Source organism: Geodermatophilus sp. URMC 65, from assembly GCF_053502545.1.
Genome location: NZ_CP199954.1, coordinates 2,559,797 through 2,581,239 on the forward strand (window position 1 = coordinate 2,559,797; position 21,443 = coordinate 2,581,239).

The following is a 21,443-nucleotide window of genomic DNA, read 5'->3' on the forward strand; positions in this document are numbered from 1 at the left end:
TTCGCGACCGGCTCATCGGATGAGGACGCCGTCCGCGCGGGTGACCTGCCACATGTGGCCGTCGGGATCGGCGAACGCGCCGGCGTAGGCATCAGGGCTTCGCGTCTCCGCGAGGTCATCGTCCACCGGGACGGAGCCCCATGTCTGGTCTCCGGATTCGAAGACGATGTCGGCGCCGGCATCCTGTGCGCGACGCATCAGCTCGTCGACCTCGGCATCGGTGCCCAGCCCGATCACGACGAGACACTCGTGCGCATTCCGGGGCGATCGTCGCCGGCGGCCGATCACCCAGCCGAAGCCGACCGCCGGGATCAGCATCACCCGCATACCGACGCTGATCTCGAACTGCAGGGGCTCGGGAAGGCCATCGTCACCCGGCTCACCAACTGCCACGAACCCGAGGGCGGCGTAGAAGGCGTGTGACACCGAACGGTCCTTGATGGGCAGGCACACAGTCGCTCGGTCGAGTTCCACGATGCCCTCCTGAGGACGGATCCCGCTTCCTCAGCACCGACCCGACAGACGTCCAGAAGTCATCGCTCGGTTCGCCGTCCTCCTGCGACTGGACCGGCATCCCACCGTCCGACGTCCTCATGGGCCGGCGTCCCCGCAAGGCGAGCCCTCAGCGGCCACCTCTCACCGGGGCAGCGGGACGGCCATGGCGTCCCGGAGAGGATCGGCCACCGGACGCGTACCGCTTGCCGATCGTCCAGCCACCGCGCGCCACGCGGACCGCAACCCCTGGGGCGCCACGTGACCTGACCGTGACGCTGCTCTTCATCGGCCAGGGGCGAACCGCGGGCGTCGATGCACCGAGAACGCACTGCAGGAGGGTCCGTCATCGGTGGGGGGACCAGCCAGGCCTGGGCACTGCCACCCGCGGGCGGCAGGCCGGGGTCATGCCCTCACGCGGGTGTAGCTGGTGACCGTGGTGCCGCCGGTCAAGGTGCGCTGGTCGGTGACCGTGAAGGGCAGCGCAGAGGCGTGATCGGCGGCGATGGCCGGGATGCCGGTGCCGATCACCACCGGGTAGCGCTTGATGACCAGTTCGTCGATCTCGTCCAGCAGCGTTCCGGCCAGCGTGCCTCCGCCGGCCAGCCAGATCCCGGCGCCGTGCTCCTGCTTCAGCTGGCGGATCAGGGCGAGGGGCTCGGACACCACCGTCACCTGCGGATCGGAGCCGGCGGGCAGGGTGGTGGAGGCCACGTACTGGCGCAGGTGCGCGTACGGGCTGGTGATCCCCGCCTGCAGGGCCGGGGCGTAGGTGGCGCGGCCCATCAGCAGGGTGTCGAACCGGGTGCCCGGCGCGATGAGGCCCAGGTGAGCCCGCACGTGGCTGGGGAGGGTCTCGGGGAACTCCTCGGCTATGAAGTCCAGCACCGATCGATCGACAGGGAAGAAGTCGTAGGAGCCGTCGGGGGCGGCGATGTACCCGTCCAGGCTCACCCCCACGTAGTAGGTCAGCGCACGCACGTCCACCACTCCTCTCCGCGGACGCCCCTGGCGGGCTGCCGCAACCACTACGCCGTCGTCGCCGCAATCGTCCAGCGCATCCTCGAGGCCGCTCCTGAGCAGCCGCCGGGCACCACCGCGACCGTGCCGTAGCTCGATCGGTCACTGGGACGGGTCGCCAGCGGGCGCCGGGCAGCGCCCGCTGGCAGGTGCGGCGACTCTGATGGAGATGCCGGGAGCCGAGCGCCGCCCCGACCCGCCTGGTACCGCCGATGGCCGGTACCGGCCATACGGCACAGCCGCGAGCATGGCACGGCAACGCAGGCCTCCCTCGAGCGACTGTCCCGTGACCGGTACCGAGTCGATGACCTCGCCGCCTCAGGAGCACTCACCGCAGCCTCCGGTCAGAGGCTGGTGCTGCGGCCCGAGACCACGATCCACCATCGATCTCTGCTGAGGCCCAGGCCATCGCAGAGCTCGAGGCGCTCCTGGGGCCTACGCCCCTGAGTGCCGGACGAGATCTCTCAGAGCCCGGTGTCGTCCTCACCGGGAGGAGTGGGTCCGGTGCCAACGACCAAGGCCTGGAGCAGGCTTGCTTCGTCGCGGAGCCGCTGTGCCGCCTCGGGCTCCGCGCCACCCAGTGACTCGGCGGCAGCCCGGCGCTCGTTCGCCTCCTGCAGGACGATGTCGATCATGTCCTGTTCGGTGAGCAGGCGTCGCTGTACATCGGTCCGGCCGGCTCCGACCGCGGACAGTTCCCATGCACCGGCCTGGTGCGACGTGCCCGATGGGACGGACTCCGCATTGTCGATGGCTCCGAGCGCCGTCCGGTACGCGGCGAGTGCGCCGCGGTCGCGCTGCTTCATCGCTCGGATGACGGCGAGCTCGAGAGCATCTCGAATCGACGCCGCGTCGCTGCCTGTCACGTCCTCATTGGACCTGACGCCGGATGGGACGCTGCGCGCGCCGTCCCAGCCGGGGATCCCCCACGGGACCGCAGCACGTCAGCCCGTTCGCTGCTGTGAGTTGCACCGTTGGCGGTTCGCCAACCAGGACTCCCGACGAGCGCGACCCGTTCGCACCCCAGCTCGCGCTCGGCAGATCTGCACCGCCCGGTCGGTTCCGGGAGCTCGGGGCCGGCCGCGCGATGAGTTCGGCCGAGGTGGCGGGTCTTCACCTACATCAGCGGCCGCGCCTCCGCCGGGAGGCGCTCACTCGCCCGGGACAGCCGTGCACCGCTCTGCTGCACGCCACCACGCTACGGCCACCCGTGGCGACAGGCCCTCGTGAAGGGATCTGGTGGTGGTGATGCGAGACGTCGTCTCGTACTTGTCGATGTCCCTGGACGGGTTCGTCGGCAGCGACCGTGAGCACCCCGGGATCGCCATCCCCGAGGGCGTCGAACTGGAGCAGTGGGAGCTCGACGGCATCAGCGAGGCCGGTGCCCACCTCATGGGCCGCGTCACCTACCAGGAGCTGTCGTCGTACTGGCCGCAGTCGCAGGATCCGTACGCCGGGCCGATGAACGACATCCCCGAGGTGGTGTCCTCGAAGACGCTCGGCGACGCCGAGGCCACCTGGCCGGCGACCCGAGTCGCGCGGGGCGACCTGGCGACCGAGATCTCGACCATCGAGGCTGAGCCCGGCCCGGACGTCATCGTCCGGGGCGGCAGCCGGTCGGCCGGCGCGCTGGCCGCGGCGGACCTGGTCGACGAGTACCGCCTCCTGGTCCAGCCGTTGGTCCTGGGCCGCGGACAGGCCCTGTTCGACCAACTCCCGTGCTCGCGGCACCTGGGGCTCATCGAGGCCGAGCCGCTCCCCAGCGGCATCCTCGCGCGGGTCCACCGGCCAGAGCACACCTGAGGAGCGAGGATCCGTGGGCAGAGTGGTAGCGAACGCGATCATGTCCCTCGACGGGTACGTCGCCAAGCAGGACAACACCATCGGCCGGTTGTTCGACTGGCTGCAGAACGGCGAGGTCGCGATCCCGACCCCCGCCGGCGACTTCACCGTCCACCTGACCCCGGCCAGCGCGGAGCACTGGCGGCGGTGGACGTCCTCGCTGGGGGCGCTGGTCTGTGGCCGGACGCTCTTCGAGGTGGCCGAGGGCTGGCAGGGCCGACACACCCTGGACGTCCCCGTCGTCGTCGTGACGCACCGGGTCCCGGCGGACTGGGCCGAGGCGCACCCCGACGCTCCGTTCACCTTCGTGACCAACGGGATCGCGGCCGCGGTCGCACGAGCTCAGGAGCTCGCCGGCGACCGTGTCGTCGCGATCACCGGGGGCACCATCGCCCGGCAGTGCCTGGACCTGGGGCTGCTCGACGAGGTGGCCGTCGACCTGGTCCCCGTCGTGATGGGCGAGGGCAACCGTCCCTTCTTCGGCAAGCTGTCGTCCCGGGACGTCCTGCTCGGCAACCCGACGGTCTGCCTGCAGGGCGACAGGGTCACCCACCTGGTGTTCCCGGTGCTGCGGTGACCCGGCGGAACGCTCTTGCCGTCCGCCCACCGCTGACCGACCAGCTCCTCGACGGCTGACGGGCAGCCGCCCGTGAGAGGGACCTCGAACGGGCATGGTGCTGGTCGGGCGGAGTGCCACGGGCGCGCCACCCCGTACGACCCGCCGGGTGACGATCCCGCTGGGGAGCGCCGAACGGACTCGTCGCTGCCAGCAGGGCGCGCCGGCCGGTGACCGCCCGGCTCAGCCCTGGGGGTGCAGGCGGATGGCGACCAGGGCGATGTCGTCCTGCAGCCCCTCGGGGCGCAGCCGCTCGATGACCGCGTCGCAGAGCCGCTCCAGCGGCTGGTCGCCGAGGTCGGCCAGCGCGGCGCTCAGCCGGCCGATGCCCTCGTCCAGGGGCAGGTCGCGGCCCTCCACCAGCCCGTCGGTGTACAGCAGCAGGGTCGTCCCGCGGCGCACGGTCAGCACGCTCTCGGACCGCGACGCAGCCGGGTCGACGCCCAGCATCAGCTCCGGCCGCTCGGCCGCGAGCGCCTCCACCCGGCCGTCGGTGTGCAGCACCAGCGGTGGCGGGTGCCCGGCGTTCGACCAGCGCAGCGTGGTCAGCCCGGAGTCCCGCTGCTCGGGGCTCTGCTCGACCCGCGCCACCGCCGCGGTCGCCATCGTGCGCATGCCCAGCCCCTGCACGGCGGCGTCGAGGTCGCTGAGCACCTGCGCCGGGCCGACGCCGTCGCGGTAGGCGATGCCGCGCAGCAACCCGCGCAGCTGCCCCATCGCCGCGGCGGCCTCGGTGTCGTGGCCGACGACGTCGCCGATCACCAGCATCGTCGTCCCGGAGGGCTGGACGAACGCGTCGTACCAGTCGCCGCCGACCTGGGCGACCTCCACAGCCGGCCGGTAGCGGACGACGATCTCCGCGGCGTCCGGCGCCGGAGGGGCGCTGAGCAGGCTGCGCTGCAGGCCCTCGGCCAGCCGGCGCTGCTGCTCGTAGAGCCGGGCGTTGTCCAGCGCCAGCGCGACGCGCGCCGCGACCTCCTGGGCCGTGGCGACGTCGTCCTCGTCCGCGGCGGGCCGCCCGGCGGAGCGGTAGGTGCTCAGCGCGCCCAGCGTGCGGCCACGGGCGGCGAGCGGCAGCGTCACCGCCGTCCGCGGGTCGAGGGTCCAGAAGACGTCGCTGACCTCGCCGGGGGGCAGGGTGCGCCCGACAGCCGCGCCGACGTCGGCGACGGTCATCGTCCGGCCCGAGGCCAGCGCCCGCAGGATCGGCGCGTCCGGCTGGATCGAGGCCAGGCGCAGCTCGGCGTAGCGCGCGACGGTCGCCCGCAGCGCCGGGTCCCGGTGCCAACTGCCGACGTCCCGCATCCGGCCGTCCTCGCCGGCGAGGCTGACGATCACCCAGTCCCCCAGTACCGGGACGACGGACTCGGCCAGCCGCTGCAGCGCGGCGTCCTCCCCCGCTCCGGAGCCCAGGGTCTCGCCGGTCACCGCGCCGACCTCGGCGATGAGGGCAAGCCGGGCGGCGCTGGCGCGGGCCCGCGCCTCGGCGGCCCGGCGCTCGGTGACGTCGAGGAAGTAGACCGACAGCCCGTCGGGGCCCGGCCACGCCCGGACCTCGTACCAAGCGTCCAGCGGCGCCGGGTAGTAGGCCTCGAAGACCCGCTCGCGCCCGGTGGCCGCCGCTCCGCGGTAGTGCACCTCGAAGTCGCTGCCCACGGCGGCGGGGAACAGCTCCCAGATGTCACCGCCCAGCAGGTCGCCGCGCGAGCGCTGCAGCACCCGCTCGGCCTCGCCGTTGACGTAGGTGAACCGCCAGTCCCGGTCGAGGGCGAAGAACGCGGCGTTCATCGACTCGAGCACCCGGGCCACCCGGGCGTCCGCCTGGCGGTGCTCGGTCGTGTCGTACCCCGCCCCGAGCAGGCGCACGGAGGTGCCGGACTCGTCGGCCAGCGCCCGGCCCCGGCCCTGCACCCAGCGCGTCTCGCCGGTGGGCAGGACCACCCGGAACTCGGCGTCGTACTCCCCCTGGGTGTCGATGGCGCGCTGCAGCGCCTCGAGGGTGCGGGTCGCGTCGTCGGGGTGGAGACGCTCGGCGAAGGCCTCGATGGTCCCGGGCCAGCCGGCCCGGTCGTAGCCGAAGATCTCCAGCAGCCGGTCGTCCCACTCCAGCCGGCCGGTCACCAGGTCCCAGTCGAAGCTGCCGATCCCGGCCGCGTCGATGGCCAGGTCGAAGCGCAGGCGGGTGGCCGCGGCCTCCGGGTCGGGCTCCCCGGTCTCCGCCGGCGTCCGATCCAGGTTCACGGTCGACTCACTCGCATCCTCGGGCACGGACGTCAGGACTGTCGTCCACTTGCCCCGTGGGAGCACCCGGGACGCGCGGTCCTCCCTTTGTCTCACGCCCGGAGCCACCGCGGCCACCCCTTGTGCCGGATGTGACTACTGCGCACTGCGCGGGACCACACCGACGCCGACGGCGGGCGCCCCGGGCCGGGAGGGCGCCCGCCGTCGGCGGGGGAACGGCGGTGTCCGGCGCGGGAGGCGCGTCCTGCGGCGCACCGGCTCCTGGCTGCGGGTCGTCTCCTGCGGTCGACTCCCGGGCCAGCTGCGGCCGGCACCCGCCCGCCACGGCGCCGGGCCAGGTCGGTGCCGGTCAGAGACCCGGGGGACGGGTACCGGCGCGGACCTGTCGTCCCGTCGGACGGACCGCGTCGCTGGCCAGCCGTGCCGCACTGCGGTCGCCGCCTCCCTGGAGGGTCCGCGCGCTGCGTTCGGGGCGCAGTCGGCGGGGGGTCGAGGCGGGTACCGGTGGAGCAGCGACGTCTGGGGCGACGGGGGGAGCACCGTCGGAGGGGACAGCCAGGAGCGGTTGCGGGGTCGGTCGGGAGGAGCGGAGACCACCGTGCTGCGGCCGCCGGAGGGGGCGACGGCCGGTGCCGGGAGGCGGAGCGGGGGACGGCGTCCGTCCTGAGAGCGGCCCCGTCTCGGGTCCCACCCCGAGCGTGCGAGGGGTGGGGAGGACGGGGTCCTTTCTCAGCCGGATGGCTGCCCGCGGGCCGGAGGGGGTCGCGGATCGCCCCGGCTCCGGGCCGGGGCGGAGGCCCGGGCGACACCCGGCGGGCGGCCTGCCTGCGCGGTCCTCGGTGCGGGGGCAGGCCGCGGTGCCGGCACCTGCCGGGCGAGCGGGGCGACCACCGGGACGCGGGGGCGGGCAGCCGGCCGGGGGACCCGGGCCGGGGGTAGCGCCGCGGCGGGGGAAGGCGCCGCGGGCCGGACCGTGGGGGTGTTCGGCAGCTCGGTGAGCACCACCGGGCCGTCGGGGCGGGGAGCCGGCGCGGCCGGGCGTCCCCAGGCGAGGTGGGCGCCGTCGGGACCGGCGCCCCAGAGCGCCAGCCGGCGGACCAGGCCGCGCACTCGCGCCCGCAGGCCCCGGCGGGGCCCGGGAGCCGGGGCCGGCGCGGTCCAGACCGGCGCGGGGACCGGCGCCGGGGGCAGCGGCCGGGGGCGCGCCGCGGGCACCGGGACGGGGCGGACGGCGGCCGGCCGGCGCGCCGCGCCGGCGCGGCGCAGCGCCGGGCGGCCGGGCCGCAGGTGGGCCGCCTGCAGGGTCCCGCGAGCCTGCGAGTAGCGGGGGGCAGGCGGGTCCTCCTCCAGGTCGTCAGCCGAGCGCGACGGACGCGGAGCCACTGCCCGGTCGTTCGCCATGACGTCCTCCTGAGGTCGGTGCCGCGGTCGCTGCGGACAGGGAGAACGGTAGGGACGGCGGCCCCGCACGATGGCCTCCTGCGACACCTCCCGGAGAGCGCGTGACCGAACCGTTGCGACGGCGCCCCGAGGCGGACGGTGACCCGCCCCACCGGGCGGCCGCTTGTCGACACGATCACCCCCTCCGAGCGCGGGAGGCGCTGGTCAGGGCGTCGGTGACCTCGGGACGCGGCACGACGCGCCCGGCGTGTCGGGTTCTGGACCGCCCGGTCCGCTCCGGTTGCCCGGCCGTGCGGCCCTGCTGAGACTCGACCGGTGACAGACCAGGCCGCACCACCCGCCGACCGGACCGACACCCGGCTGCGCCGGGCCGTCACCGGGCCGCTGCTGTTCCTGTTCATCCTCGGCGACGTCCTCGGCGCCGGCGTCTACGCGCTGGCCGGCCGGGTGGCCGCCGAGGTGGGCGGGGCGATCTGGGTGCCGCTGTTCGTCGCGCTGCTGCTGGCCCTGCTCACCGCGGCGTCCTACGCGGAGCTGGCCACCAAGTACCCGCGCGCCGGCGGGTCGGCGGTGTACGCCGAGCGGGCCTTCCGGCAGCCGCTCGTCGCGTTCCTCGTGGGCTTCTGCATGCTCGCCGCCGGTGTGACCAGCGCGGCCGGGCTGGCGCTGGCCTTCGCCGGCGACTACCTGGGCGTCTTCCTCGACGTGCCCGCCACCCCCGCCGCGCTGGTGTTCCTGCTGCTGGTGGCGCTGCTCAACGCCCGCGGCATCCGCGAGTCGCTGCGCGCCAACCTGGTGATGACGCTCGTCGAGGTGTCGGGGTTGGTGCTCGTCGTCGTCCTCGGTGCGCTGGTGCTCGGCCGTGGGGACGGCGACCTCGGCCGCACCGTGGAGTTCCAGCCCGGCGTCGCCCCGGCCTCGGCGGTGCTGGCCGCCGCGCTGCTGGCCTACTACTCCTTCGTCGGCTTCGAGACCTCGGCCAACCTCGCCGAGGAGGTGCGCGACGTGCGCCGGGTCTACCCGCGGGCGCTGTTCGGCGCGCTGCTCACCGCCGGTGTGGTGTACGTCCTGGTCGGCCTGGCGGCCTCTGTGGTGCTGCCCCCGGAGGAGCTCGCCGCCTCCACCGGCCCGCTGCTGGAGGTGGTGCGCGCCGCGGACGCCGGGATCCCCGACTGGCTGTTCAGCGCGGTGGCGCTCGTCGCGGTGGCCAACGGCGCGCTGCTCACGATGATCATGGCCAGCCGGATGGCGTACGGGATGGCGGAGCAACGGCTGCTGCCCGGCGTCCTCGGCCGGGTGCTGCCCAACCGCCGGACGCCGTGGGTCGCGATCGCGGTCACCACGCTGGTCGCGATGGCACTCACCCTCGTCGGCGACCTGTCCACGCTGGCCAACACCGTGGTGCTCCTGCTGCTGTTCGTCTTCCTCAGCACGAACACCGCGGTCCTGGTGCTGCGCCGCGACCGCGCCGAGGCCGAGCACTTCCGCGCCCCGACGGTCCTGCCGGTGCTCGGCATCGCCTCGTGCCTGCTGCTCCTGTGGCAGCAGGAGGCGCAGGTCTGGGGCCTCGCCGCGCTGCTGCTGCTGGCCGGGGTCGTGCTGTACGTGGTCACCCGGCTGGCCGGACGTCGGCCGAGCGCGGCCGGGGGCGCTCCGCGCGGCTGACAGGATCGGGCCCGTGGCGACCCCCCTCGTGATCGACACCGACCCCGGTATCGACGACGCCCTGGCCATCCTGCTGGCGCTGGCCAGCCCGGAGGTCGACCTGCGGCTGGTCACCACGGTGCACGGCAACGTCGAACTGGCGCAGACCACCGACAACGCGCTGCGCGTGCTGCACCTTGCCGGGCGCTCCGACGTCCCGGTGGCCGCCGGCGCCCGCGACTCGCTGGTCTACCGGCAGCCCGAGCGGGCCGGCCACGTGCACGGCGAGACCGGCCTGGGTGGCGTCCAGCTGGCGCCCTCGCCGGCCGCGGTGGACCCGCGTCCGGCGGCGGTCGCGATGGCCGAGGCGCTGCTGGCCGCCGAGGCGCCGGTGACGGTGGCCGCGATCGGCCCGTGGACGAACGTCGCGCTGCTGCTGGCCACCTATCCCGAGGCCGCCGAGCGGATCGGCCGGCTGGTCCTCATGGGCGGATCGGCCGCGCGCGGCGGCAACGTCACCGCGGCCGCGGAGTTCAATGTCTGGGCCGACCCGGAGGCCGCCCAGCGGGTGCTCGGGTCCGGCGTCCCCACCGTGCTGGTCGGGCTGGACGTCACGCTGCCCACCGTGCTCGACGCCGACGGCATCGCCCGGTTCGCCGCGGCCGGGCCGGTCGGGGAGACCGCCGCGGCGATCCTGCAGCAGTACGTCGACCACGCCCGCACCAGCTACGGCACGACCGGCGTCGTGCTGCACGACGCGCTGGCGCTGACCGAGGCGATCGTGCCCGGCACGCTGGGCACCGTGCGCCGGGACGTCGTCGTCGACACCACCCTGGGCGCAGGCCGCGGGCAGACGCTGGTCGACCGGCGCAGCGTCTCGTCGTCCCCCACCGCGGTCGAGGTGGCGGAGACGGTGGACAGCGCGGCGGCGGTGGAGTTCCTGGTCACCCGGCTGGCGAGCCTGGACGCGCGGACCTGAGCGGACCGACCGCCTCCCGGGTCCCGTCCTCAGTCTGCGAGGGTGGGGAGGAGGGCGTCCTCCCACTAGCGCCGCTGGGTGCCCTCGACGATGCCGCGGGCGATGTCGCGCAGCTTGCGGTTGTAGCGCTGCGATGCCCCCCGCAGGACCTCGAACGCCTGCTCGGCGTCGATCCCCTGCTGAGCCATCAGCACGCCCTTGGCCTGCTCGATCACCGCGCGCGACTCCATCGCCAGCCGCATGTTCTGGGCGTGCTCGGCCAGCCGGTCGTGCGCGTCGGCGTTGGCGACCGCGACCGCCACCGCCTCGGCCACCGCCGTCGCCGCCTCCTCCGAGGCCTGCGAGGCGAAGGCCGCCGGCTCGGTCGAGTAGATGTTCAGCGCGCCGATCGAGCTGCCCTGGTAGGGCAGCGGCATCGACAGCGAGCTCCGCACGCCGACCTCGAGCACGTTGGCCGTGTAGTCGGGCCAGCGCTGCTCGGTGCGCATGTCGTCGATCCGCAGCACCACGCCGGCCCGCCCGGCGTCCATGCAGGGCCCGTAGCCGCGCTCGTACTGCAGCTCGTCGGCGACCAACGCCATCTCCCCGGTGTGCGCGGCGGTGAAGGCCTTGTCGCCGCGGACCAGCGTGATCGAGGTGGACTCCGCGCCGGGGATGCTGCGGGCGGCGATGTCGGTGACCTCGCCGAGGACGTCGCCGAGACTCCGGTCGGCCAACACCACCCGGCTCAGATCCCGCCACAGCTCCTGCACGCGGCCAGTCTGCCGCACGCACGCCGCCGCGAGCCGGGGACGACGCTCAGGGGCCGCCGCTGCGGGGAACGGGCCTTTCGGTCAGGATGGGAGAGCGGGTCGGTGGTGGGTCCACCCCGGCCCGATCGCCCAGCGACGGCGGAGGAGGTTGCCTTGGGCCAGGAGCCGTGGCCGCACGCACCCGTGCCGTCCCTCGCGGGCGACGTGTGGCACTGGCAGCTCGAGGCGATGCACGTCGTCTCCCGCGTGCGGGCCGACCTGCGGGCACGCATCGCCCACCCGTCGGTCTGCTCGACGTCCACCGACGACGCCCGCGACGGGCTGCTGCTGGTGTTCGAGGAGCTGGCGTCCAATGCGCTGCGGCACGGCGGCGGTGCGGTGCGCGCGCTCGTCGTCGCGGGCACCGACGGCTGGCTGCTCGACCTCAGCGACGAGGCGCCCGACCGCCCGCCGGTCCCCGCCGTCGACCGCGACCCGGCGCTCGGCGGCATGGGGCTGCACCTGGTCGCGCAGCTGTCCACCGAGTACGGCTGGGAGAGCCGCCCGGGCCGCAAGCACGTCTGGGCGATGCTGCCCAACGGCCTGGCCCCTCTCGAGACCGGTCAGGTGCCCGAGCCCCGCGCCGGAGAGCACCGCGACTGAGCTGTGACATCGCGATGACATCGTCGCCCTACCGGGCGACACCGCAGCCACGTGCCGTCCCCGATCCGCGTAGAGCGGTTGCCCGTGTCCCGGTCGGGGACCCTCCGGGCCCCGCGACCGGTCCACTCCGGTTGAGTGCCGTCCCCGACCGCCGCTGAGCCGTTCGCACTCGTCTCGGCCCTGCGGAGCCACCTATCTCCGCGCGCGGCTGACGGCGGCGCTGTAGCGGTCGTGGTCCTCGCGGACCTCGGCCATCGGGGCCAGGACCTCCTCCTGCGCGACGACGTCCACCGCCGCGTACAGCCGCTGCTCGGCCCGCCGCGCCCGCCGGCGTGCCCGCAGCCCCACCAGTGGCCGGGCGACCAGCGCCAGCAGCGCCCCGGCCAGCAACCCGCCGACCAGCAGCAGCGTGGGCAGTGGCAGCCCCTCCACCCGGGGCAGCGGGACGACGTCGTCGAGCTGGAAGAGGCCGAGGACCACCAGCGCCAGCAGCCACAGCGCGCCCGCCAGCGCGACCAGGGTGAGCAGCCACTGCAGCCCACCCACCGCGCGCTGCCACAGCGGGGTGCGCTGCGGACCGAGGTCGGTGCCGGCGACGGCCAGGTCGAGCCGGTCGGCCAGCTGCTCCTCCGACACCTCGACGGTCCGCCGCAGCTCGTCGCGCCACGCCTGGGGCAGGCCCTCCCCGGCGGCCTCCCGCGCCGCGCGCACCGCCCGGGTCACCCCGGCCCGCTGCACCGCGCCGGCAGCCGGTAGCGACGTGCGGGCCACCACCGCCCCGTCGTCGCCCGCGCCCTGCCCCAGGTGCAGCCGGTCGAGCGGGTCCGGGCGCAGCTTCCGCGTCCAGCGCACCAGCGGCCAGCCGGTGGCCGCCGTCCCGCTGCGGCGCACCGACCGCTCGACGGCGGCGGTGACCGCGGGCACCCCGGCGGCGTCGGCCAAGGCATCGGTGAGCTGCTCGCGCTCGGCCCGGCCCACGCCGCTCCCGCCCTGCGGGTGGGCGGGGGACCCAGCAGCACAGTGCGCCGCCAGCGCCGTCGCGGCCCCGCGGACGTCCGCGGTCAGCCGGTCGGTCGCCGCCCGCCGGGCCGACACCCGCCGGGCCAGGTCGGCGCGCAGCTCCCCGAGACCGGTGCCGGTGCGCGCGGAGACCGCCAGCAGCGGCGTGTCCGCGAGGCCCTCCCGGTCGAGCAGCCCACGCAGGTCGGCCAGGCAGGCCCGCGTGGCCGCGGGGTCGAGCCGGTCGACCTGGTTGAGGACGACGAGCAGCACGCCCGCGTGCCCGGCCAGCGGCACCAGGTAGCGCTCGTGGACGGCGGCGTCGGCGTACTTCTCGGGATCGAGGACCCACACCAGCACGTCGACCAGCTGCACCAGCCGGTCGACCTCCAACCGGTGCTCGAGCCGCACGCTGTCGTGATCGGGCAGGTCCAGCAGCACCAGGCCGTCCAGCGCCGGCTCGGGGGGGTGCCGGTGCCGGCGCGGCACCTGCAGCCAGTCGAGCAACCGGTCCTGCGGCTCGCCCCAGACGGTCGCGTGCGCGACGCCGGTGGTCGGCCGGCGGATGCCGGGGGTGCTCACCTCGCTGCCCGACAGCGCGTTGAACAGCGTGGACTTGCCGCTGCCGGTGGCGCCGGCCAGCGCGACGACGGTGGCGTCGCCGAGCGCCTCGCGGGCACCGGCCTTGGCCAGCAGCGTCCGGGCCCCGGCCAGCTCGGGGACCTCGAGGCGGCCGTCGGCGACCTCGACCGCCTCGCGCAGCGCCGCCAGCCGGTCGGCCAGCGGCGGCGTCCGTCCCCTCATGCCCGGTCCCGGGCCGCGGTCAGCGCGGCCGCGGCGGCGCGCAGGTCGGCGGCGGCGTCGGGCCCCGGTCCGGCCGCGTCGACCAGTGCGTCGAAGCGGTCCTGCTCGTAGCGCAGCAGCGCGTCGGCGCGGGCCTGCAGGTCCTCCCGGGCGCGGGCGGCCAGCGAGCGGACGGCAGCGTCACCGAACACCGCCTCCAGCAGCCGCTGGCCCAGCGCCGTCGTCCCGCCGGCCACCGCGACCTCCCCGCCGGTGAGCCCGCCGGTGTGCGCGAAGACGGCCACCATGACGACGGCGCCGGCGCCGTTGACCCCCCAGGAGAGCACCCGTGCGCGGGTCCGCTTGTCGGCGCCCTGGTCGCGGACCAGGTCGAGCACGTAGCCCTGCCAGTCGCGGACCTGCGCCGCGGCGGCCTCGGGGAAGTCCGGTGAGACGCGGTCGAGGTCGGTGTCGGCGGCCGCCAGCAGCGGCATGCCGCCGGGCAGCGCCCGCCAGACGGTGACCGTGCGCTCGGCGGCGCGGTCGGCCTCGGCGCGCAGCAGCGTCTCGACGCTGGTCTCCAGGGCTCCCTGCAGCTCGGCGGCGGGCGAGGGGCGGCCGGTGACCGCGGCGGTGACCCGGTCGCGCAGCCGGCCGATCGAGCTCTGCAGCGAGCGCATCCACTCGCCGGTGCCGACGAACTCCTGCCAGCGGGCCAGCACCTCGCCGCGCAGCAGGCTGCCGCTGCGCACGCCCTCGTCGATGCCCTCGTAGGCGGCGGTGTAGGACGCGGCGGCCGCCTCCCGCAGCGCGCCGGCGGCCTGCGCCTGCTGCTCGACCTCGGCGGCGATGCCCGCCACCCGGTCCTCCAGGCTGGCCAGTGCACCGGTGAGGGTCTGCCGGACGACGGCGGCCCGCTGCTCCTGGTCGGCGGCGAGCGCGTGCAGCCAGTCGCGCAGCGGGGCGACCTGGTCCTCGGGGAGGAAGCCGTCGACCAGCGGCCGCTCCTCGACGACGAACAGCCGCACCCCGGTCAGCCCGGCGCGGTCGAGCATCCCGGCGAGGTCGGGGGCGATCTCGCCGGCGGCGCCCGGCGGCACCCGGTCCAGGACGACGGCCAGCGCGGTGCCGCGCTCCTGCGCCGTCCGCAGCACGTCCCACGGGACGGCGTCGGCGTAGCGGGCCGCGGTGGTGACGAAGACCCACAGGTCGGCGGCGGCCAGCAGCTGGGCGGCCAGCTCGCGGTTGGACTCCACGACCGAGTCGACGTCCGGCGCGTCGAGCAGCGCCAGGCCGGGCGGGACGTCGTCCCGCGGCACCAGCTGCAGCGTGCCGGGGCCACCGGCCCCGCCGGTGACCCGGGCCAGGCCGGGCAGCACGCGGTCGCCCTCGAAGGCGGTGACGTCGGTGCGGGCGCAGACCAGCACCGGCGCCCGGGTGGTCGGCCGCAGCACGCCCGGCGTGGTGACCGGGGCGCCGACCAGGCTGTTGACCAGCGTGGACTTGCCGGCCCCGGTCGAGCCGCCGACGACGGTGAGCAGCGGGGCGTCGAGGTCGCGCAGCCGGGGCAGCAGGTAGTCGTCGACCTGCTCGACCACCCCGCGGGCCGCGCGCCGGGAGGCCTCGCTGCCCGGCGTGGCCAGGCCGAGCGGAGCGGCCGCGACGGCGTTCCGCAGGGCCGTGAGGGCCTCGGGCAGGCGAGCGGGGACGGTCACGCCCAGGGATCTATCCCGCTGGTCGGGCTTCTAGTCGGATCGTCCCCGCGGGACGTCACTCGTCGGCGTCGGCCTGCCGGGCGCGCTCGGCACGCAGCTCCGCGAAGACCCGCCGCCGCAGCCGGTCCCGGGTCTGCTCGGACGGGTTCGTGAGCGCCAGGGAGATCCACCAGCGGGCACCGCGCACCAGCACGCGCACGACCCGGGCCGGCGCGATCAGCTCGCCGTCCTCCAGGTCGAGGGCGATCTCCGCGGGCAGGCCGGGTTCCGGGGGCAGCCCCCACCCGTCGACCAGGACGCGGCAGCCGGCCTCGCTGAGGTCGGCGGTCTCCCCCACCGTGTCGGTGCCCGCGACGTGCACCCGGATCGGCAGCTGCACGCCGGCGCGCACCGCCTGGCGGCGCTGGCTGCGCTCGGCGGGACCGGTGACCCGCAGCTCCCAGCAGGCGTCGTCCTCGGACAGGACGGCCTCGACCGTGGCCGGCAGGGCCAGGCCGACCCCGACTTCGCGCCAGAAGACCTCGACCCGGTCGCCCGCCTTGATCGCCCACGCCTTCGCGAGCTGGGGCGCGTCCGGGCGGACCACGAGTCTCGAGTCGGCCAGCGTGGCGCCCACGACGGACTCGACCGACCCGGTCAGCGAGACACCCTTCCGCAGGGGGGTCAACTGGACCTCGGTGTCTGCGGTCGGCCGGCTGCCGCCGACGTCGATCATGGGGACCTCCCGGTTGCGTTCCTGCGGCGTCCCGGTTCGGGCGCCGTTGGTACATCGGCAGATCCCGCCGGTCCTTGAGCGTCCGCCGCCGGGTGGGTCCCTCAGGAGGAACTGCGGGCGCGCTCCTCGCGCATCGCCTGGAACACCCGGCGGCGGACCCGGTCCTGCTCCCGCTCGGGCAGGTCGAGGAAGCGCAGCGAGACGGCCCAGCGACGGCCCCGGGTGTGGTGCCACACGACCTCGGCGCGCGCCGTGACGTCGCCGTCCTCCAGGTGCACGGTGAGCGGGACGACGGTGCCCGGTGCCGGCGGGTTGCCGAAGGCGTCGAGGACGGCGCGGATGCCGCGCTCGCTGAGGTCGACGACCTCGCCCTCCAGGTCGACCTGGTCGAGCACCACGGTGACCGCCACCGCGAGGCGGGCGCGGACCGCCTCGCGCCGCTGGATGGACTCCGCGGGTCCGAGGACGGTCAGGTGCCAGCGGGGGGCGGCGCCGCGCTCGACGGTGGCGACCTCCGCGGGCAGCGCCCACACGCTGGCGGCGTCCTGCCAGAGGACCTGCACGTGGTCACCGACCCGGACGACCTCCTGGTCGGCGAAGTCGCCGACCGAGGGGCGCACCACGACCGTCTCGCCGGTGACCTGCTCGACGCGGGTGCTCACCGGGTACCGGTGCTCCCGCGGGGTCACCTCGGCCTCGTCGTCCACCTCCGGGCGGGCGGCGCCAGCGGTGTCCATCGGGCTCCCCCCGCTCGGTCCTGGCCGTGGCGGCACGGTGCCGCGACGGAACGGTAACCGTGACCGCCGTCCCCGGTGCGGACACCCCACCGGCGCGCCGCGGCCCCTCCTCCCTCCCGGCCCCCCCGAGGGAGGAGGTGGGCAACCGGTGCTCAAGGTGACGCGCATCCCGTCCGATCCGCTCCCCATGACCCGCAAGCTCCGTCCCTGGCACCGCGACCGCGGTCCGGCCCGGACCTCCGCACCCACCCTGTCCGAGCGCCTCCTGGCCGTGACCGACCAGGGTGTCTACGCCGTCGACACGGCCGGACGGTGCGTGCTGGCCAACGAGGCGGCCGCGCGCATGCTGGGGACCGCTCGCCCGCTCCTGCTGGGGACCCAGGTGCACGACGAGCACCACGGCCGGCCGGCCGACGAGTCGCCGGCCGCCTGTCCGCTCTGCGCACCGCTGCACACCGGCCGCCCCACACGCGGCACCGCGCCGCTCACGGCCGTGGACGGCAGCACGCTGACCGTGGACTACGTCAGCTCGCTCGTGACCCACGACGGGGAGCCGATCGCGGTCTTCTGGTTCCAGGACGTCGCACCGCGGCACCAGACCGAGTCGGCGCTGCAGCAGCTGGAGACCAAGTACCGGGCGGTCACCGAGTCGGCCAGCGACGCGATCGTCTCCGCGGACGCGCGCGGGTTGATCGTGAGCTGGAACCGCGGCGGCCAGGTCATGTTCGGCTACAGCGCCGAGGACGTCGTGGGCAGGCCGCTGACGATGCTGATGCCGGAGCGGTATCGCGACGCGCACGAGCGCGGCATGGGCCGGTTCCTGCTCACCGGGGAACCCCGGGTCATCGGTTCCGGTGCCGTCGAGGTGCACGCGCTGCGGGCCGACGGCACCGAGTTCCCGGTGGAGCTCTCGCTGTCGCACTGGGTCGGGGCGGAGGGCCGGTTCTTCACCGGCATCCTGCGGGACATCACCGAGCGCAAGCGGGCCGAGGAGGCGCTGGCCCGGGAGGCCGGCTTCGTCCGGCTCCTGCAGCGGGTCAGCGTCGCGTCCAACGAGACCTCCAGCGGGCGGGAGGCGCTGGAGACCGGCCTGCGGATGATCGCCGAGCACACCGGCTGGCCGGTCGGGCACATCTACCTCGTGGACGACGACGGCGAGACGCTGCGCTCGTCCAACATCTGGGTCCGCCCGGATGACGAGCGGCTGCTGCCGTTCCTCGACGTCACGACCGCGACGCCGTTCCGTGCCGGCACCGGCCTCCCCGGCCGCGTCCTGGCGTCCAAGCAGCCCAGCTGGATCTGCGACGTCACCACCGACGACAACTTCCCCCGTCGCGCCGCCGCCCGGGACAGCGGGCTGGCCGCGGCCTTCGCCTTCCCCGTCCTGGTCGGCACCGAGGTCACCGCCGTCCTGGAGTTCTTCACCTCCGAGCCGCTGCAGCCCGACGACGCCCTCTGCGAGGTCATGGGACAGATCGGCACGCAGCTGGGCCGGGTGGTCGAGCGCGAGCTCGCCCAGGACCGGCTCACCCACCACGCCCTGCACGACCCGCTGACCGGCCTCCCCAACCGGACGCTGCTGCTCGACCGGCTGGAGGTCGCCCTGGCGCAGCGCAACCGGGGCGGGATCGCGGTGGTCTTCGTCGACCTCGACCACTTCAAGCTGGTCAACGACAGCCTCGGGCACGCCGCCGGTGACACCCTGATCACCGCGGCCGCCACCCGGCTGCGGGCCGTCGTGCGACCCGGTGACACCGTGGCCCGCTTCGGCGGGGACGAGTTCGTCGTCCTCGCCGAGTCCGCCATCGGGGAGAGGGACGCCGAGGGGCTGGCCGAGCGGCTGGCCGGAGCGCTGGCCGAGCCCTTCGACCTGGGCGGCAACGAGGTCTTCGTGACCGCCAGCATCGGCATCGCCGTGTCCGACGGCATCGACGAGGACGCCCACGGCCTGCTCCGGGACGCCGACGCGGCCATGTACCGCGCCAAGGAGGCGGGACGCGCCCGGTACGAGGTCTTCGACTCGGTGATGCGGGCCGGGGCGGTCCGCCGGTTGGAGATCGTCAACGACCTGCACCGCGCGCTCGAGCGCGACCAGTTCGTGCTGCACTTCCAGCCGCAGATCGACCTGCGCACCAACAGCCTCATCGGTGTCGAGGCGCTCCTGCGCTGGGTGCACCCCGACCGCGGGCTGGTCCCGCCGATGGAGTTCATCCCGGTCGCCGAGGAGACCGGGATGATCAACGAGCTCGGGCGGTGGGTGCTGCGGGCCGCGTGCCAGCAGGGCCGGGCCTGGCTGGACCAGTTCCCCGACCGCCCGCCCCTGGTCATGAGCGTCAACCTCTCGGGCCGTCAGCTCGGCCAGCCGCGGCTGGCCGACGAGGTCGCCGCCGCGCTCGAGGACTCCGGTTTCCCGGCGGACCAGCTGGTCCTCGAGATCACCGAGAGCGTGCTCATGAACGACACCGCGACGACGATCCAGACCCTGGAGGCGCTCAAGCTGCTCGGCGTCCGTCTGGCGATCGACGACTTCGGGACCGGCTACTCGTCGCTGACCTACCTGCAGCGCTTCCCCATCGACATCCTCAAGATCGACAAGTCCTTCGTCGACGGGCTCGGTGGCGCGAACCTCGAGGAGTCGGCGGTGACCCGCACGATCGTCTCGCTGGCCAAGACGCTGCGGCTGGAGACCGTCGCCGAGGGCGTCGAGCGCAGCGAGCACGTGCGCGAGCTGCAGAGCCTGAACTGCGACATCGGCCAGGGCTACTTCTTCGCCCGGCCGCTGGACGCCGGCGCGCTGACCTCCCTCATGAGCCAGCCGGACACCCCGGTGGCGGCGCTGGGTCCGCTCACCGAGGTGGACCGCCTCCTCCGCTCGCACTGACCTCCACTCCCCTCCCCTCCGACCTAGGGACCCCTCATGCCCGGCTCGATCGGCGAGCACCTGCTGCAGGAGCGCCACGGCACCACCAACCGCGCCCGCGGCTTCTACAACCACCAGATGCTCGACCACCTCAACGACCACATGCGGGAGTTCGTGGCCCGCATGGAGATGGTCTTCGTCGCCACGTCCGACGCCTCCGGCGAGGCCGACTGCTCCTTCCGCGCCGGGCCGCCCGGGTTCGTGTGCGTGCTGGACGAGCGGACCCTGGCCTACCCGGAGTACCGGGGGAACGGGGTCATGGCCAGCCTCGGCAACATCATCGAGAACGGGCACGTCGGCCTGCTGTTCCTCGACTTCTGCGGCGACGCCATCGGGCTGCACGTCAACGGTCGCGCGTCGATCCTGGAGAACGACGACCTGCTCGCCCGGCCCGACCTGCCCGACAGCGTCCTCGACGGGCTGCTGCAGGACGGCGGACGGCGTCCCGAGCGGTGGGTCGCCGTGGACGTGGTCGAGGCCTACATCCACTGCTCCAAGCACATCCCGCAGATGGTCAAGCGGTCCGAGGTGCGCCAGGCGTGGGGCACCGACGACGTCGTCCGCAAGGGCGGGGACTACTTCAAGGCCAAGCACTCGACCCGTCCGTGGGTCGACGACGTGGCCGCGGGCGCCGCGGTCCCGGGCGGGGCCTCCTGATGCCGCGGACCCTCCCCGAGGCCGCCGCGGAGACCACGGCGCAGGCCGTGGCCAAGGCGGCCGCGGTCCGGAGCCCGGCCGGTTACCTCAGGAGCTCGGTGCTGGCGGGGGTCTACGTCGGGATCGCCGTCGTCCTCCTCGTGAGCGTCTCCGCTCCCCTAGCCGCAGCCGGCTCGCCGGTGACCAGGCTGGTGCAGGCAGCCGTCTTCGGTCTCGCGCTCACCCTCGTCGTCTTCGCCGGCGCGGAGCTGTTCACGGGCAACGTCATGGTGATGGCGCACGGGATCAGCCGGCGAGCCACCGCGTGGCGTTCCGTCGGGCTCGTCGGGGCGCTCTCCCTCCTGGGCAACGCGGTCGGCTCCCTGGCCCTGGCCGGCGCCGTGCACCTGAGCGGCGTGCTCGGCTCGCCGGCCGGAGCGACCGGACCGTCACCGGCCGTGGCGCTGCTCGACGGCATCGTCCAGGCCAAGGCCGCCGCCACCGGTCCGCAGCTGTTCTGGCGCGCGGTCCTGTGCAACGCGCTCGTCTGCCTGGCGGTCTGGATGGCCACCCGGGCCGCGACCGACGGAGCTCGCTTGGCGGTCCTGTGGTGGGGGCTGCTCGCCTTCATCGGCTCGGGCTTCGAGCACTCGATCGCCAACATGACGACCTTCTCGCTCGCCGCCCTGGAGGGGGTCGCCGGCTGGTCGGACCTGGCCGGCAACCTGCTGTGGACCATCCCGGGCAACGTCGTCGGCGGCCTGCTCGTGGCCGCCGCCTACGCCTCGCGGGCGGGACGCGGCGATGACGGGCCCGTCGTCCCACCCGGCGCCGCGACCCCCGAGCTCGCCGTCCCGGGACCCCGCCGGGCCGTCTGACGACGTCCGCGCCGGCCCCCTGCAGGGTCCCGCCGCGAGCCTGCGAGTGGCGGGGGCAGGGGGGTCCTCTCTCAGGCGGAGCCCCTGGCCTGACTCCGCGCCGCGGTCCGCTCCTCGCTCGCAGAGCTCGCTGCGATGCTCCCGCCGCTGTCGTCAGGCGGAGTCGGCGACCGGGGCGTCCCCGTGCTGGTGCCGCGCGCAGTGCGCGCAGCAGTAGAAGTGCCCCTCGACGACCACGCCGTGGCCGACGACCTTGACGCCGCAGTGCTCGCAGATCGGCGCCATCCTGTGGATCGCGCACTCGAAGCTGTCGAAGGTGTGCCGCGCCCCCTGGGCGACCACCTCGAAGCTCATCTCGTAGTCGTTGCCGCAGACCTCGCAGACCGCCATGGCCCCTCCTCGCCGTCCGGTGGTCGGTTCCTTCCCCGCCG

Annotated in this window: 19 protein-coding genes; 8 read left to right on the forward strand and 11 right to left on the reverse strand. The window is 74.9% G+C overall.

Translation table 11 applies throughout. The features are described 5' to 3' along the window. Positions 1-12: 12 nt before the first annotated feature. The 3 genes from ACWIX7_RS12490 to ACWIX7_RS12500 all read right to left on the reverse strand — a co-directional run bounded on the left by ACWIX7_RS12490 (position 13) and on the right by ACWIX7_RS12500 (position 2,378). Positions 13-474: a VOC family protein gene (locus tag ACWIX7_RS12490; RefSeq protein ID WP_448621853.1), complete on the reverse strand. Its 462-nt coding sequence runs from the start codon at positions 472-474 to the stop codon at positions 13-15. Positions 475-897: 423 nt separating this feature from the next. Further along, entirely contained in the window at positions 898-1,473 is a 576-nt protein-coding gene (locus ACWIX7_RS12495; protein WP_448621854.1) for a dihydrofolate reductase family protein, read from the reverse strand. 503 nt (positions 1,474-1,976) lie between these two features. Further along, complete coding sequence (locus ACWIX7_RS12500; protein ID WP_448621855.1) at positions 1,977-2,378, reverse strand: hypothetical protein; 402 nt, start codon at positions 2,376-2,378, stop codon at positions 1,977-1,979. Between the two features lie 382 nt (positions 2,379-2,760). On the opposite strand from ACWIX7_RS12500, the gene ACWIX7_RS12505 reads away from it, so the two are divergent. Then, positions 2,761-3,315 carry a dihydrofolate reductase family protein gene (locus ACWIX7_RS12505; RefSeq protein WP_448621856.1) on the forward strand — a complete coding sequence of 185 codons (555 nt, stop codon included), beginning with the start codon at positions 2,761-2,763 and terminating at the stop codon, positions 3,313-3,315. Between the two features lie 22 nt (positions 3,316-3,337). Continuing rightward, entirely contained in the window at positions 3,338-3,931 is a 594-nt protein-coding gene (locus ACWIX7_RS12510; protein WP_448622151.1) for a dihydrofolate reductase family protein, read from the forward strand. Positions 3,932-4,153: 222 nt separating this feature from the next. Here ACWIX7_RS12510 and ACWIX7_RS12515 read toward each other — a convergent pair whose 3' ends face one another. Both ACWIX7_RS12515 and ACWIX7_RS12520 read right to left on the reverse strand, forming a co-directional pair. Further along, positions 4,154-6,211, reverse strand: a complete 2,058-nt coding sequence (locus ACWIX7_RS12515) for a SpoIIE family protein phosphatase (protein WP_448621857.1) — start codon at positions 6,209-6,211, stop codon at positions 4,154-4,156. Positions 6,212-6,940: 729 nt separating this feature from the next. Further along, positions 6,941-7,612, reverse strand: coding sequence for a hypothetical protein (locus ACWIX7_RS12520; RefSeq protein ID WP_448621858.1), 672 nt, complete (start codon positions 7,610-7,612; stop codon positions 6,941-6,943). A 315-nt stretch (positions 7,613-7,927) separates the two neighbouring features. Between ACWIX7_RS12520 and ACWIX7_RS12525 the strand changes: the two genes are divergently transcribed. Then, positions 7,928-9,277, forward strand: a complete 1,350-nt coding sequence (locus ACWIX7_RS12525; protein WP_448621859.1) for an APC family permease — start codon at positions 7,928-7,930, stop codon at positions 9,275-9,277. A gap of 13 nt (positions 9,278-9,290) precedes the next feature. Then, entirely contained in the window at positions 9,291-10,235 is a 945-nt protein-coding gene (locus ACWIX7_RS12530) for a nucleoside hydrolase (protein ID WP_448621860.1), read from the forward strand. Positions 10,236-10,300: 65 nt separating this feature from the next. On the opposite strand, the gene ACWIX7_RS12535 is transcribed toward ACWIX7_RS12530, so the two are convergent. Continuing rightward, entirely contained in the window at positions 10,301-10,987 is a 687-nt protein-coding gene (locus ACWIX7_RS12535; protein ID WP_448621861.1) for a GAF and ANTAR domain-containing protein, read from the reverse strand. A 153-nt stretch (positions 10,988-11,140) separates the two neighbouring features. Here ACWIX7_RS12535 and ACWIX7_RS12540 point away from each other — a divergent pair, with 153 nt between their 5' ends. Next, positions 11,141-11,629, forward strand: coding sequence for an ATP-binding protein (locus tag ACWIX7_RS12540; protein ID WP_448621862.1), 489 nt, complete (start codon positions 11,141-11,143; stop codon positions 11,627-11,629). Positions 11,630-11,821: 192 nt separating this feature from the next. On the opposite strand, the gene ACWIX7_RS12545 is transcribed toward ACWIX7_RS12540, so the two are convergent. The 4 genes from ACWIX7_RS12545 to ACWIX7_RS12560 form a co-directional block, all read right to left on the reverse strand. Continuing rightward, positions 11,822-13,432: a GTPase gene (locus tag ACWIX7_RS12545; protein WP_448621863.1), complete on the reverse strand. Its 1,611-nt coding sequence runs from the start codon at positions 13,430-13,432 to the stop codon at positions 11,822-11,824. Then, positions 13,429-15,126: an ABC transporter gene (locus tag ACWIX7_RS12550; RefSeq protein ID WP_448621864.1), complete on the reverse strand. Its 1,698-nt coding sequence runs from the start codon at positions 15,124-15,126 to the stop codon at positions 13,429-13,431. Before ACWIX7_RS12550 ends, ACWIX7_RS12545 begins: the two co-directional genes overlap by 4 nt. Positions 15,127-15,181: 55 nt before the next feature. Continuing rightward, positions 15,182-15,841 carry a flagellar brake protein gene (locus tag ACWIX7_RS12555; RefSeq protein ID WP_448621865.1) on the reverse strand — a complete coding sequence of 220 codons (660 nt, stop codon included), beginning with the start codon at positions 15,839-15,841 and terminating at the stop codon, positions 15,182-15,184. A gap of 101 nt (positions 15,842-15,942) precedes the next feature. Continuing rightward, entirely contained in the window at positions 15,943-16,578 is a 636-nt protein-coding gene (locus ACWIX7_RS12560) for a flagellar brake protein (RefSeq protein WP_448621866.1), read from the reverse strand. 187 nt (positions 16,579-16,765) lie between these two features. Between ACWIX7_RS12560 and ACWIX7_RS12565 the strand changes: the two genes are divergently transcribed. Genes ACWIX7_RS12565 through ACWIX7_RS12575 form a run of 3 tightly spaced genes read left to right on the forward strand, consistent with a single transcriptional unit; the run spans position 16,766 to position 21,012 of the window. Further along, on the forward strand, positions 16,766-19,459 hold the full coding sequence (locus ACWIX7_RS12565) for a sensor domain-containing protein (RefSeq protein ID WP_448621867.1): 2,694 nt from the start codon (positions 16,766-16,768) through the stop codon (positions 19,457-19,459). Positions 19,460-19,495: 36 nt separating this feature from the next. Beyond that, positions 19,496-20,155, forward strand: a complete 660-nt coding sequence (locus tag ACWIX7_RS12570) for a pyridoxamine 5'-phosphate oxidase family protein (RefSeq protein ID WP_448621868.1) — start codon at positions 19,496-19,498, stop codon at positions 20,153-20,155. After that, positions 20,155-21,012 carry a formate/nitrite transporter family protein gene (locus ACWIX7_RS12575; protein ID WP_448621869.1) on the forward strand — a complete coding sequence of 286 codons (858 nt, stop codon included), beginning with the start codon at positions 20,155-20,157 and terminating at the stop codon, positions 21,010-21,012. The genes ACWIX7_RS12570 and ACWIX7_RS12575 overlap by 1 nt, the downstream gene beginning before the upstream one ends. Before the next feature lie 153 nt (positions 21,013-21,165). On the opposite strand, the gene ACWIX7_RS12580 is transcribed toward ACWIX7_RS12575, so the two are convergent. Beyond that, on the reverse strand, positions 21,166-21,402 hold the full coding sequence (locus ACWIX7_RS12580; RefSeq protein WP_448621870.1) for a hypothetical protein: 237 nt from the start codon (positions 21,400-21,402) through the stop codon (positions 21,166-21,168). Positions 21,403-21,443: the final 41 nt, after the last annotated feature.